The following is a 12,813-nucleotide window of genomic DNA, read 5'->3' on the forward strand; positions in this document are numbered from 1 at the left end:
GAGACATCCCATGATGCGTATCGGCCAGGGCTTTGATGTCCACATTTTTGGCGAAGGCGACCATGTGATGCTCGGCGGCGTCCGCGTGCCGCACAACCGCGGTCTGGTGGCACATTCCGATGGCGACGTGGTGATTCACGCTTTGTGCGATGCCATCTTTGGTGCGCTGGCGCTAGGCGACATCGGCCGGCACTTTCCGCCGAGCCAGGAGCAGTGGCGCAACGCAAACAGTCGCATCTTTCTGCAGCACGCTGCGAAGTTGATGCGCGAGCAGGGCTATGCCATAGGCAATGCCGACGTCACCGTGATCTGCGAAGCACCCAAGGTTGGCCCGCATTCCCTCGCCATGCGCGAAGCGGTGGCCGAAGAGCTTGGCTGCGACATCGACCGTATCAGCATCAAAGCCACCACCACCGAGAAGCTGGGTTTTACCGGGCGTGGCGAAGGTATTGCGGCGCAGGCTTGCGTGCTGCTGGTCATGGCCTAAGGCCGGCCATCGCTTTCTCAAGCTCGCCACGTTCGAGCTGATCTAATGGGCGAAAGCCCGCGTATCGAATTTCTTTGACCGGTTTTGCCGGTGGAGTCCCATGTCCGATCTTGAACTGCCTTATGCCTACGGCAACCCGCCGCTGACCGCTGTGTTGCGCAGCAGCCCTGAAGACTTCCAGGTGGAGGAAATTCTCGGTTACGACGCTGACGGTGAGGGTGACCACGCCTTGCTTTGGGTGGAAAAGCGCGGTGCCAATACGGACTGGGTGGCACGCGAGCTCGCGAAGTTTGCTGGTATCAAACCACTGGATGTCGGCTATGCCGGACTCAAGGACCGCCACGCCGTAACGCGGCAGACCTTCTCCGTGCAGCTCGCCGGCAAGCCAGAACCGGACTGGCAGGCGTTTGTGCACGACGAAGTGAAGGTGCTGGCCGTTACACGCCACAAACGAAAGCTCAAGCGTGGAGCACTGCGCGGCAATCGCTTTGTGCTGGTATTGCGTGACGTCACCGGTGATCGGGCGGTGGCCGAGCAAGTACTGCAGCAGATCGCACAGCGCGGTGTGCCCAACTACTTTGGCGAGCAGCGCTTCGGTCGCGAAGGCGGCAACGTGGCGCAGGCGAGGGCAATGTTTGCGGGTCGTCGTGTTGATCGCGACAAGCGTCACTTCCTGTTGTCCGCTGCGCGCTCGCATATCTTCAACGCCGTGCTGGCAGCGCGTGTCGAGCAGGGTGCGTGGGATTCACCGATGGAAGGTGAAATCTGGGCGCTGGCGGGTTCGCGTTCGTGGTTTGGTCCGGAGCCGTTCGATGCGGTGTTGTCTGAGCGTTTGGCGCGTGGCGACATTCATCCGTCCGGGCCGCTATGGGGGCGTGGCGAGACGCCTGCGAAGGCGGATGTTGCTGCGCTGGAGAACGCGATGGCTGCGGCTAATGCCGACCTGGCGGATGGGTTGGTGGCGGCCAAGATGGACCAGGAGCGGCGCGCGTTGCGGATGATTCCGCAGAAGCTTGCATGGCGGTGGCTGGAGGGGGATGCGTTGGAGTTGAGTTTTGAGTTGGCGGCGGGGGCGTATGCCACGACGGTGGTGCGCGAGTTGGCGCGCACTAGCTAGCGCTGCATTCTGCTCCCTCTCCCCTCCGGGGAGAGGGTTGGGGTGAGGGGTGGGTGCTCGCGAGAACGCGTGTTCCCCTCACCGTCACCCCGGCGAAGGCCGGGGTCCAGTGATTTTTCGCTCGGTTGTCGCGCTCCCGTCAGGGTGCCGCCTACGACGCAAAGCTAGTCCCCGTGGGACGCTCGAGTCACTTTTCTTTTGCTGGCCCAAAAGTCCCACGGGGATTAGCTTCGCGTCAAAAGTAACCCAAAGAAAACGGCCTCCAGAGCGAGGTATTCGTAGCGTCGTGATTAATACGAGCCATGGCGTCCGCGAGGGCCCGATCGTCACGATCGTCCGACACGCGGTACGGCTACACCGCAACGCGCCATTACGAAGAGGGCTTAAGGCGTGTGCGACGCCAAGGCGGAAGCGCCTGGTTCCTTTCGAAGTGACGGAAGAATGGCCTCACCCCTTCAGCAACACCACCACCGCCCCAGTTCCACCCTGCATCGGCCTCGCCGACGCAAACGCCACCACATCATCGCGCCGCCGCAGCAGTCGATCGGTGAGCACCTTCAGCACCGGCCCGGCAGCCTTCGAGCGCAATCCCTTCCCGTGCACGATGCGCACGCAGCGAAACCCGCGCGCCTTGGCCTCCGCCAGGAAATCCGCAATCGTCGCTTGTGCTGCCGCGGCATTCATCTGATGCAGGTCGATATCGTCCTGGATGCTGAACTGTCCGCGCTTTAGTTGCTTCAGCAACTTGGGTGGATAGCCGTCGCGCAGATAGCTCAGTTCCTCACCCACTTCCATCAGGCCCGGGTCGAACGCCATATCCAGCAGCTCGCCGGGTACGGCGGCTTCGTCGGCTTCGAACATGTGGGCTTGCGGTTCGGGCTTCGGTGCCGCGGGCGCTGGCGCAACCGGATCCAGTTGGCGTACTTCACCAATCGCGTCGCGGAACAGGCGCGCGTCGTCATCGGTGATCTGGGCAGGAGGGCGATGTTTCATAAGGGCATCCTACCCAACATCCATAACGTGGGTCTCATGCGCTTTGTGTGACGGCGATGACTGCCTGTGCACTCGTCCGGGTGCACGCTGTCCGTTTCCACAAGGCATAGGGCGAAGACCATGAAGGTAGGCATCATTGGCTCGGGCGTCGTGGCGGAAACGCTGGCCAGCGGGTTTCTCAAGCACGGGCATCAGGTACTGCTGGGCACACGGTCAGTGGACAAGCTGGCTGACTGGGCGGTTGCCCATCCAGCGGGCAGGGTCGGCAGCGTGGCGGAGGCGGCCGCCTTTGGTGAGATAGCGGTGCTCGCAGTGAAGGGCGGCGCGGCGCTGGATGCGTTGAGACTGGCTGGTGAGTCGAATCTGGCCGGCAAGGTGGTGATCGACGCCACCAATCCGATTGATGATCAGCCGCCACAGAACGGCGTCCTGCGTTTCTTCACCTCCTTGGACGAGTCGCTGATGGAGCGGCTCCAGCAGGCGTTCCCCAGTGTGCGTCTGGTGAAGGCGTTCAATTCCGTGGGTAACAACCTGATGGTGAATCCCGAGCTGCCCGGCGGACGCCCCAGCATGTTCGTCTGCGGCAATGACGAGGCGGCCAAGCAACAGGTACGTAACATTCTCGATGAGTTCGGCTGGGACACCGAGGACATGGGCGGCGTCGAGTCAGCCAGGGCCATTGAGCCGCTGTGCATCCTCTGGTGTATCCCTGGACTCCTGCGGAACGATTGGACGCACGCCTTCAAGATGCTTCGTGCCGGCCCCGCGCCCGTGTGAAACCATGGGCCCGCTCGGTTAGACTTCGGTATCTATGGGGCGCGCCAGGAGTTGGCAGGGACGGTGCGCCAGACCCCCAGCTTTGTACGGATCATCATGCGAGTTCTGGTAAGCAACGACGATGGCGTGGATGCACCGGGCATCCGCGTACTTGCCGAACGCCTGGGGGCGGTCGGCCAGGTCACGGTGGTAGCACCGGACCGCGATCGCTCGGGCGCCAGCAATTCTTTGACCCTTGACGGGCCCATCCGCGCGCTGCGCATGGACAACGGCCATTTCCGCGTGGCGGGCACACCCACGGACTGCGTGCATCTGGCGCTGGCCGGCATGCTGGACCATGAGCCCGACATCGTCGTTTCCGGTATCAACAATTCGGCCAACCTTGGCGATGACGTGATTTATTCCGGCACCGTTTCAGCCGCGATGGAGGGGCGCTTTCTCGGGTTGCCTGCCATCGCCGTCTCGCTGGTCAGCAAGGATCACAAGGGCGTGCACTACGACTCCGCCGCCAATGCGGTGCTGTTGTTGATGCGACACCTGCTGGTGGATCCGCTGCCGGCCGACACCATCCTCAATGTCAACGTGCCCGACCTGCCGTGGGACGACATTCGCGGCTTTGAGGTCACCCGGCTGGGCAAGCGTCATCGCTCGTCGCCGGCCATCAAGCAGACCGACCCGCGCGGCAAGGAAATCTGGTGGATCGGCCCAGCCGGTGATGTGGACGATGCGGGCCCTGGCACCGACTTCAACGCCGTGCGCCGTGGCTATGTGTCGGTCACACCGATCCACACGGATCTGACGCGGTTCCAGGCTTTGGAAAAAGTCAGCAGCTGGGTGGGTGGCATGAACGAGGGCGCGGGCAAGAAGCCGGCGGGCGAGGCTGCCTGAGGTGATGAACGTGCATCCGTTGCCACCATCTGCACTGAAAGGCGAGGGCATGACCTCGCAGCGCGCTCGCGACCGCCTGGCTACCAAGCTCAAGGAAGAGGGTATTCGCGATCAGCGGGTGATCGACATCATTCGCAATACGCCACGCCACCATTTCATTGACCAGGCGCTGCATTCGCGCGCTTACGAAAACACCGCTTTGCCGATCGGCCACGGTCAGACCATCTCCCAACCGTGGGTGGTGGCACGCATGACCGAGGCCTTGCTGGAATTCGGCGTGCCGCAGAAGGTGCTGGAGATCGGCACCGGTTCGGGTTACCAGGCGGTGGTGCTGGCGCAACTCGTGCCGCAGATCTACACCGTCGAGCGCATCGAAGAGCTGCTGCGCCAGGCGCGCCGTCGCTTCCGTCAGTTGGGGCTGACCAACATCCGTTCGCGCCACGACGATGGCAAGCTTGGCTGGGCCGACGAAGCGCCGTTCGACGCCATCATTCTTACCGCCGCCGGTGACGCAATTCCGCACGCTGTCCTCGATCAGCTGAGCCCCACGGGCGTGCTGGTGGCGCCGGTGGGCTCGCCGAGCAACCAGATGCTGATTCGCATGCGCGGTGACGGGCAGGGCGATTTTATCCAGGAGGAACTGGCCGCCGTCAGTTTCGTGCCACTACTTGGCGGCATCGGCTGATGCGCCCCAGCTCACAAGGAATTCGCTAAGCATGCGTCTGTTTGGAACGCTCTATGCGCGCGCACTGACGTGGGCGCGCAACCCCAAGGCTGTGTATTACCTCTGCGGTCTCAGCTTCATCGAGGCCTTCATTTTCCCGATCATGCCGGAAGTGATGCTGGCGCCGATGATGCTCGGCAAGCGTCACAAGGCGTTTTTCTACGCCAACCTAAGTCTGGCGTTCTCGCTGCTGGGCTCGCTGGTGGGCTATGCGCTGGGGCACTGGGCGTTCCACGCGCTGTCGCCCTTGCTCAGCAGCATGCATCTGCTCGCGCCGATCGAAACGGGCGTGGAAAACCTCCGCATGCAGATGAACCAGCATTGGCTGGGTCTGATGGTGGTGCTCGCGCTGGCGGCGCTGCAGCCGGTGGTGCCGATGAAGTTCGTGACCTGGGCGGCGGGCATCGTGGGTGTGCCGATCATTCCGTTCCTGGTGTGCATTGCCGTGGGGCGCGGCAAGCGCGTGTGGTTGCTGGCGTTGTTCATCCGCCTGTTCGGTGAGCGCGCAGAGCAGCTGCTGCACAAGCACATCGAGCGCATCGGCTGGGCGGCGCTGATCATTCTGGCGGCGCTGGCCGTGTGGTGGTTCCTGTCGCACTGAACGCTGACCGGTGGGCTGACAGGCCCATCGGTGCGGTACGCATGAAAATCCTGCTGCGCCTCGTTATGCTGACCCCATGAATGGATATCTCCGGTCACTGATCCTGACCCCCGCCATCCTGCTGGCTGCCTGTGGCACTCAGCGATCCGTTGTTGTCGAACCTGCGGCCAACAGCTCGTCGCGCGTTGTTGCGCCCGCATCGCGGGCCGCACCGGGCGGCACCTATAAGGTGGTGAAGGGCGACACGATGTATTCGATTGCGTTCCGCAACGGCGTGGACTTCCGCGACCTGGCGAGCTGGAACCATATCGATTCGCCGTACACCATCTGGCCGGGACAGGAACTCAAGCTGGGCCCTGCCAACGGCAAGCCGCCCGCATCAGCGGCAACGCATACCGCACCGGTAGTAGCGACGGTAGCCAAGCCTTCGGCCCCCGCCCATGTCGGGGCCGCTGCGTCGGATACTCAGTCGGGCGTCCAGCCGGCGGCTGGATCGACGGTAGCAGCAACGGCAGCCAGCACGGCGCCTGCAACGGCACATTCGGTCGCGCCAGCCCCTGCGGCAAGTACAACGTCGGTCGTTCCCGTGGCCGGTGCTGCAGCCGCAACGGCCAGCAATACCCCGCCACCGGCGCCCGCCACCCCGGCAGCACCGGGGACCACCCGTAGCAACGGCGGTGTGAACTGGCGTTGGCCGGCCGACGGTTCGCTGATCAAGCGCTTCCAGTCCGGCGATGCCATTCCCGGTATCGAGATTGCCGGGAAGACCGGTGACCCGGTGCGCGCCGCGGCCGACGGCGTGGTGGTGTACAGCGGCAATGGCCTGGTGGGCTACGGTGAGCTGGTCATCGTCAAACACAACGACAGCTATCTGTCGGCCTATGGCCACAACAGCAAGCGTTTGGTGAAAGAAGGTCAGCGAGTCACCGCCGGCCAGCAGATTGCCGAAATGGGCTCCACCGGTGCATCGCGCGACGAGTTGCAGTTCCAGATTCGCAAAGACGGCAATCCGGTCGACCCGATGGGTTACCTACCTTCCCGTTAATGCGGTCTTGTAGGAGCGCACTTGTGCGCGACCGCAGCGAGTCAATTTTCCGCTCCGCAGGTTTGTCGCGCACAAGTGCGCTCCTACAGAAAAAGCTGACGGTTATTCGGCCGGCAGGATAAAGGCAGCTACTACGCGACGGTTCTCGCCAGCGAGCAAATCGTACGTACGAGCCGCCGCCGCGTTATCCATCACTTCCACACCGACGCCCTTGCGCAGCAGGCCCGCCATAAAGGCGGCAGCGGGGAACACCTGCCGCTCACCCGTACCCAGCAGAACCACTTCGGGCTTCAGTTCGAGAATCGCATCCACATGACTCGCGTCCAGCTCGCCAGACGCCGTCACAGGCCAATTCTCAACAGCGCGCTCCGGCGAAAGCAGAAAGCTCGCCGTGAGCTCGCGATCCACAACAAGGATCGAGCGCGCGCCCACGCGGCGCACAAACAGGTAGCTGCCGGGATGGTCGAGCGACAGATCCATGCAATGAAGCCTTAGCGGGGCAGGGCGAGCTTCGGCTCGTCTTCGTTGCGGCGGAACAGGACCACGATGTGGCCGATCTGCTGCACGTTCTCCGACCTGGTGCCCTCGGTGAGGAAGTCGATCTGCTGCTGGCGCTCATCCTTGTCGCCGCCGGAGAGCTTCACTTTCACCAGTTCATGGTGAGACAGGGCAAGGTCCAGCTCCTTCACCACGGCTTCGGTCGCGCCCTTGGCGCCGAGCAGGATGACGGGGTGGAGATCATGGGCGAGGCTGCGCAGATAACGGCGCTGGGAAGGGGAAAGTGCCATGCGTTCAGTCTCGGATTCGCTGCGATGGGACCGCTAAGGGTATCATGCGCGCTACTTCCCCCGTATTTGTGGCCGTTGCTGATTATGTCTCGCAGCAAAAGCAGTTCCCGCTGGCTGCGGGAGCACTTCGATGATGTTTATGTGAAGAAGGCCCAGGCTGAGGGCCTGCGCTCCCGTGCCGTCTTCAAATTGGAGGAGCTGATCGACAAGGATCGGCTGCTCAAGCCCGGTATGCGGGTTGTGGACCTGGGCGCCGCCCCGGGCGGATGGTCGCAGCTGGTGCGCCAGCGTCTGGGCGACACCGGCACCGTGGTGGCCATGGACATCCTGCCCATGCAGGGCATTGGCGGGGTGGACTTCCTGCAGGGCGATTTCCGTGAGGAGTCGGTGCTGCGAGAGCTGGAAAGCCGCCTGCAGGGTCAGCAAGTCGATCTTGTGCTCTCTGATATGGCCCCCAATATGAGTGGCGTGGCCCTGGCCGATCAGATCCGGGCTATGGATCTGGCCGAGCTGGCGCTGGACTTCAGCCGCCAATGGCTTAAACCGGGCGGGTCTTTCCTGATCAAATTGTTCCAGGGAACCGGCTTTGACGACTACATACGCAGCTTGCGCGCGGACTTCACCCGCGTGACCATGCGTAAACCAAAGGCTTCCCGCGCACGTTCGCGGGAGGTGTACGCATTGGCCGTGGGGCGGAAGATCCACGGTGGGCAATCGGGCGAGAACCGTGCATGAATGAAATGGCGAAAAACTTGCTGCTCTGGCTGATCATCGCAGTCGTACTGCTGACGGTGTTTCAGAGCTTCAATCCGCGTGGCGCGTCCGCCTCGGATCTGCCTTACAGCAGCTTCGTGCAGAGCGTGGACAACGGCAATGTGGCCACGGCCACCATCAGTGCCGACCAGCCCGCCACCATCAGCGGCAAGCTGAAGGACGGCAATGCGTTCCGCACCGTTGCGCCGGTACTCGGCTGGTCCACCAACTCGGTGGTCAAGCAGATGCAGGACAAGGGCGTGGAAGTGCGACAGGAGCCGTCCAACAACGGTTTCTCGCTGCTCGGTCTGCTGCTCAACTGGCTGCCCATCATCCTCATCGTCGGCGTGTTCATCTGGTTCATGCGCCAGATGCAGGCCGGTGCGGGTGGTCGTGGCGCCATGAGTTTCGGTCGCTCGCGCGCCAAGCTGCAGGGCGAAGACCAGATCAAGGTCAACTTCAGCGACGTCGCCGGTTGCGACGAAGCCAAGGAAGAAGTGGGCGAGCTGGTGGAATTCCTGCGCGACCCCGGCAAGTTCCAGAAGCTGGGCGGCAAGATCCCCCGCGGCGTGCTGATGGTAGGCCCGCCGGGTACCGGTAAGACCCTGCTGGCCAAGGCCATTGCCGGCGAAGCCAAGGTGCCGTTCTTCTCGATCTCCGGCTCCGACTTCGTCGAGATGTTCGTGGGCGTCGGCGCCAGCCGCGTGCGCGACATGTTCGAGCAGGCCAAGAAGCACGCGCCGTGCATCATCTTCATTGACGAAATCGACGCCGTGGGCCGCCATCGTGGCGCTGGTCTGGGCGGCGGTCACGACGAGCGCGAGCAGACGCTCAATCAGCTGCTGGTGGAAATGGATGGTTTCGAAGGCACCGAAGGTGTCATCGTCATCGCCGCCACCAACCGTCCGGACGTGCTTGATCCCGCGCTGCTGCGTCCGGGCCGTTTCGACCGCCAAGTGGTGGTGGGCCTGCCGGACGTGAAGGGCCGTGAGCAGATCCTCAAGGTGCATATGCGCCGCGTGCCGACCGCACCGGATGTTGACCCGATGACCATTGCGCGCGGCACGCCGGGTTTCTCCGGTGCCGATCTCGCCAATCTGGTCAACGAGGCGGCGCTGTTCGCCGCGCGCGAAAACGCCCGCGATGTGCGCATGAGCCACCTCGACAAGGCGCGCGATAAGATCCTGATGGGCACCGAGCGTCGCTCGCTGGCCATGAGCGAAGACGAGAAGAAGCTCACCGCGTACCACGAAGCCGGCCACGCCATTGTGGGTCGTCTCGTGCCGGAGCATGACCCCGTCTATAAGGTCACCATCATCCCGCGTGGTCGTGCACTGGGCGTGACCATGTATCTGCCGGAAGGCGACAAGTACAGCATAAACCGCGTGGCCATCGAGTCGCAGCTGTGCTCGCTGTACGGCGGTCGCGTGGCTGAAGCGCTGATCTTCGGTGAAGACAAAGTCACCACCGGTGCTTCGAACGACATCGAGCGCGCCACCAAGATGGCTCGCAACATGGCCACCAAGTGGGGCCTGTCCGACAAGCTCGGCCCGATGACGTACGGCGAGGAAGAGGACGAGGTGTTCCTGGGCCGCGCCGTGACGCAGCACAAGAACGTCTCCAACGAAACCGCGCGCAAGATCGACGAAGAAGTGCGTGACATCCTGGATCGCGCTTACGCGCGCACCAAGCAGCTGCTGACTGACAACATCGACAAGCTGCACGTCATGTCCGATGCGCTGCTGCAGTACGAAACTATCGACGCGCACCAGATCGACGACATCATGGCTGGCCGCATTCCGGGTCCGCCGGCGGATTGGTCGAAGAACTCCAGCACGGGTTCTACACCGCCGCCTCCGCCGCCGCGTGGCGATGCGGGTGCGAAGGTGGGCGATCCGGCAACGCAGAGTCGCATCGCCGATCGTTGATCGACGCAAATGCACGAGAGAAGGGCGGCCCAGTGCCGCCCTTTTTTTGTTGTAGGAGCGCACTTGTGCGCGACCGCAGCGCAATGCCACTGCCCCAGTGTTTGTTCGTCGAACGCATTTCACTGAGGCCAGAACCCAGCGCTGCGTTCGCGCACAAGGTGCGCTCCTACAGTGGAGTCAGACAAACCGAAAATTTTTTACGAAAAGGTATAGCCGAACGCGAGACGCCCGGCTAAAATGTGCAGCTCGAGTGAAGGCGTCTCATCGCAAACGTGAAGTTTCTTCAACGGCGATGAAAAAAAACTGAAAAAAAGTGTTGACGCACCGCCCTCGAATCTGAATAATTCCGCTTCTGGCTTCGGCGCTTTCCACCAAAATGGTTAAGCGACAAGCAAAAGTTAAAAACGCGCCCGTAGCTCAGTTGGATAGAGTACCAGGCTACGAACTTGGTGGTCGGGAGTTCGAATCTCTCCGGGCGCGCCATTTAAAGCAAGGTGTGATGTTTACATCACGGTTTGCACCGCAAGGCAGTGAATCGCCAATCGGACCGAGCATAGGGTTTTACGTTCGGTGTGCTTTGATACGGATTGACTGGGCTAGGCGTCACCCGTAGCATTTCAAAGCTTCAGCCCGTGAAGGTTGAGGGTTTCGAAATCGGGGTATAGCTCAGCCTGGTAGAGCGCCAGCTTTGGGAGCTGGATGTCGGGGGTTCGAATCCCTCTGCCCCGACCATGCAGATGCTATGCACAATGTGCACAAGCGCCTGTAGCTCAACCGGATAGAGCATCGGCCTTCTAAGCCGACGGTTGCAGGTTCGATTCCTGTCGGGCGCGCCAACTCAAGTTTTGCGGTGGATGTAGCTCAGCTGGTTAGAGCATCGGATTGTGATTCCGAGGGTCGTGGGTTCGAGTCCCATCTTCCACCCCAGTTGAGGCGGCAAGCACAATTTAGTTTTATGGGCCGTTAGCTCAGCTGGTAGAGCAGTTGACTCTTAATCAATTGGTCGTAGGTTCAAATCCTACACGGCCCACCAATTGAATCAGGCGCTTAGCGTAAGCTAAGCGCCTTTTTCTTTGCCTGGACTTTGCAGCCGCCTGACGTGCCTGGTGACTCTCCGATGCTTCCTGCGCTTGGTTTGCTGACACAGTGCGCAAGGCTGGAAACGAGCCCCCGCGGTGCAAGTATCCGATGACCCACCGCCGTGCCATGGTGGGTATCTCTGCACCCCGTGCCGTGGCACAAAGGTCGCGCCAGGTGGTGCTCCGAGCCCCGCACAATTCACGCATGCTGCGTGTACTCGCGCCGACTTTTACCGGCGCGCCATCGACGCCGCGACATGGCGGCGCTTCCATTCGCTATGGGGCATTAGGCCTTGGTGTCAGCCGGCAACTGTCTCGAATCTTGCGAGAGGGGCCTAAGTGCCGCCGATGATGGCGTCGGCGCTCCGCAGTAACGCTAATTCTTGCGGCAAAATATTGCGATTCAAAACCCCGTATGAGATGGTTTCCATGAACTCGGGGGAGGGATCCATGCTATTTCAATTACTGGCAAACGGCGCAGCCGTCGCTGCGGTACTCATGATGGCGCACCGGTCGGCAGCCAGCCACAGCCACGGCAATTCAGGCCCGTCGAAGCGGGGCTAACCCTGGCTTGGCTATGGATCCGATGCCTTTGCTCGCATCGAGGCATGGAGTGGAATGCGACGGTTCCCATCATCGCGCCACCCATCAGCGGCAGGCCGCGAATATAGGCTAATGGCCATAGTGCCTTCGAGAATTTGCGCGCCCCATGGGACAGGGCGATAGTGCGTGATAGCCCGCTGCGATCCGTTCGCGGCACCGTTTTCATGGCTGATCAACGCACTCGCTCGGGGGAGCCCTGTTGCATGGATATGCCTCGCACCATTCAAGCTCTTGCTTTGCTGACATCGAGTTGGCCGGGCATTCGTGGCGTATTGCGTGCTAATTACGAGCGGCGCTTTCTGGCGCATGACTCGACGATGGAGAACCTGTATCGCGGCGTGTACGGCAGTTTCGCCGAGGCAAAGGCAAGCATTCCGTCGACGCGCGTGCAGGGTTACGACAATGCGGCATCGGCGGCGTTCTACCGCGAGCGCACGCGCCGTGTGTTTCTCAATGACTATCCGATGATGTGGTGGCTGTCGCGCATGTTTGAAGCGGGAAGCGCCTCCGTATTTGATTTGGGCGGTCATATCGGCATCGCTTACTACGCGTATCAGCGATATTTCCGCTATCCGGATCGCATCCGCTGGCAGGTGCTGGACGTACCTGCGGTGATGGAGGCCGGCGCAGAGTGGGCGCAGAAGAACGACAGTCTGCGACGTCTCAGTTTTACTCCACGAAGCGAAGACGCCAGCGGCACTGACATTCTTTTTGCTGCAGGTTCCCTGCAATACCTGGATTACACCCTGGCGGACATGCTGCGCAGCCTGGAACGTTTGCCGGCGCACCTGCTGTTGAACTCCGTGCCCATCCACATGAGCACGTCCTATTTCACGGTGCAGAACACGGGTGCATCGTGTTGTCCGTATCGCGTCACGGCCGAACGTGAGTTTCTAGATAGCCTGAAGGCACTGGGTTACGTCATGCGAGATCGCTGGGAAAACACCGATCGCCAGTGCGACATCCCGTTCTATCCCTCGCACTCGCTCGATCGCTACTTCGGTTTTTACTTCAGTCGAGAGGCGTGACG

General features: G+C 61.8%; 13 protein-coding genes and 5 tRNA genes. 15 read left to right on the plus strand and 3 right to left on the minus strand.

Annotated features, from left to right (window positions below; translation table 11 throughout):
* Nucleotides 1–13: 13 nt before the first annotated feature.
* Complete coding sequence (ispF, locus tag AC0GUR_RS04305; RefSeq protein ID WP_472876288.1) at nucleotides 14–487, plus strand: 2-C-methyl-D-erythritol 2,4-cyclodiphosphate synthase; 474 nt, start codon at nucleotides 14–16, stop codon at nucleotides 485–487.
* Nucleotides 488–587: 100 nt separating this feature from the next.
* Complete coding sequence (gene truD / locus AC0GUR_RS04310) at nucleotides 588–1,604, plus strand: tRNA pseudouridine(13) synthase TruD (protein ID WP_472876234.1); 1,017 nt, start codon at nucleotides 588–590, stop codon at nucleotides 1,602–1,604.
* Between the two features lie 447 nt (nucleotides 1,605–2,051).
* On the opposite strand, the gene AC0GUR_RS04315 is transcribed toward truD, so the two are convergent.
* Nucleotides 2,052–2,597 (minus strand): Smr/MutS family protein, encoded by a 546-nt coding sequence (locus AC0GUR_RS04315; protein ID WP_472876235.1) that lies wholly within the window; start codon nucleotides 2,595–2,597, stop codon nucleotides 2,052–2,054.
* A 120-nt stretch (nucleotides 2,598–2,717) separates the two neighbouring features.
* Between AC0GUR_RS04315 and AC0GUR_RS04320 the strand changes: the two genes are divergently transcribed.
* The 5 genes from AC0GUR_RS04320 (at nucleotide 2,718) to AC0GUR_RS04340 (ending at nucleotide 6,632) form a co-directional block, all read left to right on the plus strand.
* A complete protein-coding gene (locus AC0GUR_RS04320; RefSeq protein ID WP_472876236.1) occupies nucleotides 2,718–3,374 on the plus strand; it encodes an NADPH-dependent F420 reductase in 657 nt (218 codons plus the stop codon).
* A 96-nt stretch (nucleotides 3,375–3,470) separates the two neighbouring features.
* The gene (gene surE, locus AC0GUR_RS04325) at nucleotides 3,471–4,262 is read left to right on the plus strand and encodes a 5'/3'-nucleotidase SurE (RefSeq protein WP_472876237.1); all 792 of its coding nucleotides are present in this window, start codon (nucleotides 3,471–3,473) and stop codon (nucleotides 4,260–4,262) included.
* A 4-nt stretch (nucleotides 4,263–4,266) separates the two neighbouring features.
* Entirely contained in the window at nucleotides 4,267–4,947 is a 681-nt protein-coding gene (locus AC0GUR_RS04330; protein WP_472876238.1) for a protein-L-isoaspartate(D-aspartate) O-methyltransferase, read from the plus strand.
* Nucleotides 4,948–4,978: 31 nt separating this feature from the next.
* Complete coding sequence (locus AC0GUR_RS04335; protein WP_472876239.1) at nucleotides 4,979–5,587, plus strand: YqaA family protein; 609 nt, start codon at nucleotides 4,979–4,981, stop codon at nucleotides 5,585–5,587.
* Between the two features lie 76 nt (nucleotides 5,588–5,663).
* Nucleotides 5,664–6,632, plus strand: coding sequence for a peptidoglycan DD-metalloendopeptidase family protein (locus AC0GUR_RS04340; protein ID WP_472876240.1), 969 nt, complete (start codon nucleotides 5,664–5,666; stop codon nucleotides 6,630–6,632).
* Between the two features lie 102 nt (nucleotides 6,633–6,734).
* On the opposite strand, the gene AC0GUR_RS04345 is transcribed toward AC0GUR_RS04340, so the two are convergent.
* The gene (locus tag AC0GUR_RS04345) at nucleotides 6,735–7,112 is read right to left on the minus strand and encodes an Mth938-like domain-containing protein (RefSeq protein ID WP_472876241.1); all 378 of its coding nucleotides are present in this window, start codon (nucleotides 7,110–7,112) and stop codon (nucleotides 6,735–6,737) included.
* Between the two features lie 11 nt (nucleotides 7,113–7,123).
* Entirely contained in the window at nucleotides 7,124–7,420 is a 297-nt protein-coding gene (gene yhbY, locus AC0GUR_RS04350; RefSeq protein WP_472876242.1) for a ribosome assembly RNA-binding protein YhbY, read from the minus strand.
* A gap of 84 nt (nucleotides 7,421–7,504) precedes the next feature.
* On the opposite strand from yhbY, the gene rlmE reads away from it, so the two are divergent.
* The 8 genes from rlmE to AC0GUR_RS04390 all read left to right on the plus strand — a co-directional run bounded on the left by rlmE (nucleotide 7,505) and on the right by AC0GUR_RS04390 (nucleotide 12,811).
* Nucleotides 7,505–8,155 (plus strand): 23S rRNA (uridine(2552)-2'-O)-methyltransferase RlmE, encoded by a 651-nt coding sequence (rlmE, locus tag AC0GUR_RS04355; protein ID WP_472876243.1) that lies wholly within the window; start codon nucleotides 7,505–7,507, stop codon nucleotides 8,153–8,155.
* Nucleotides 8,152–10,101, plus strand: a complete 1,950-nt coding sequence (gene ftsH, locus AC0GUR_RS04360; protein WP_472876244.1) for an ATP-dependent zinc metalloprotease FtsH — start codon at nucleotides 8,152–8,154, stop codon at nucleotides 10,099–10,101. Before rlmE ends, ftsH begins: the two co-directional genes overlap by 4 nt.
* A 406-nt stretch (nucleotides 10,102–10,507) precedes the next feature.
* A tRNA-Arg gene (locus AC0GUR_RS04365) sits at nucleotides 10,508–10,584 on the plus strand.
* Between the two features lie 172 nt (nucleotides 10,585–10,756).
* A tRNA-Pro gene (locus tag AC0GUR_RS04370) sits at nucleotides 10,757–10,833 on the plus strand.
* Nucleotides 10,834–10,860: 27 nt separating this feature from the next.
* Nucleotides 10,861–10,937, plus strand: a tRNA-Arg gene (locus tag AC0GUR_RS04375).
* 14 nt (nucleotides 10,938–10,951) lie between these two features.
* Nucleotides 10,952–11,028: transfer RNA gene (locus AC0GUR_RS04380), tRNA-His, on the plus strand.
* A 30-nt stretch (nucleotides 11,029–11,058) separates the two neighbouring features.
* Nucleotides 11,059–11,134, plus strand: a tRNA-Lys gene (locus AC0GUR_RS04385).
* Between the two features lie 852 nt (nucleotides 11,135–11,986).
* Nucleotides 11,987–12,811, plus strand: a complete 825-nt coding sequence (locus tag AC0GUR_RS04390) for a methyltransferase, TIGR04325 family (protein WP_472876245.1) — start codon at nucleotides 11,987–11,989, stop codon at nucleotides 12,809–12,811.
* Nucleotides 12,812–12,813 lie beyond the last annotated feature (2 nt).

It is taken from the genome of Dyella sp. PARNA 12/25, assembly GCF_055702865.1.

Bases quoted from the DNA above. Each gene is read 5' to 3' on its own strand.
- ispF (WP_472876288.1), top strand. From the start codon at position 14: ATGCGTATCGGCCAGGGCTTTGATGTCCACATTTTTGGCGAAGGCGAC.
- truD (WP_472876234.1), top strand. From the start codon at position 588: ATGTCCGATCTTGAACTGCCTTATGCCTACGGCAACCCGCCGCTGACC.
- AC0GUR_RS04315 (WP_472876235.1), bottom strand. From the start codon at position 2,597: ATGAAACATCGCCCTCCTGCCCAGATCACCGATGACGACGCGCGCCTG.
- AC0GUR_RS04320 (WP_472876236.1), top strand. From the start codon at position 2,718: ATGAAGGTAGGCATCATTGGCTCGGGCGTCGTGGCGGAAACGCTGGCC.
- surE (WP_472876237.1), top strand. From the start codon at position 3,471: ATGCGAGTTCTGGTAAGCAACGACGATGGCGTGGATGCACCGGGCATC.
- AC0GUR_RS04330 (WP_472876238.1), top strand. From the start codon at position 4,267: ATGAACGTGCATCCGTTGCCACCATCTGCACTGAAAGGCGAGGGCATG.
- AC0GUR_RS04335 (WP_472876239.1), top strand. From the start codon at position 4,979: ATGCGTCTGTTTGGAACGCTCTATGCGCGCGCACTGACGTGGGCGCGC.
- AC0GUR_RS04340 (WP_472876240.1), top strand. From the start codon at position 5,664: ATGAATGGATATCTCCGGTCACTGATCCTGACCCCCGCCATCCTGCTG.
- AC0GUR_RS04345 (WP_472876241.1), bottom strand. From the start codon at position 7,112: ATGGATCTGTCGCTCGACCATCCCGGCAGCTACCTGTTTGTGCGCCGC.
- yhbY (WP_472876242.1), bottom strand. From the start codon at position 7,420: ATGGCACTTTCCCCTTCCCAGCGCCGTTATCTGCGCAGCCTCGCCCAT.
- rlmE (WP_472876243.1), top strand. From the start codon at position 7,505: ATGTCTCGCAGCAAAAGCAGTTCCCGCTGGCTGCGGGAGCACTTCGAT.
- ftsH (WP_472876244.1), top strand. From the start codon at position 8,152: ATGAATGAAATGGCGAAAAACTTGCTGCTCTGGCTGATCATCGCAGTC.
- AC0GUR_RS04390 (WP_472876245.1), top strand. From the start codon at position 11,987: ATGGATATGCCTCGCACCATTCAAGCTCTTGCTTTGCTGACATCGAGT.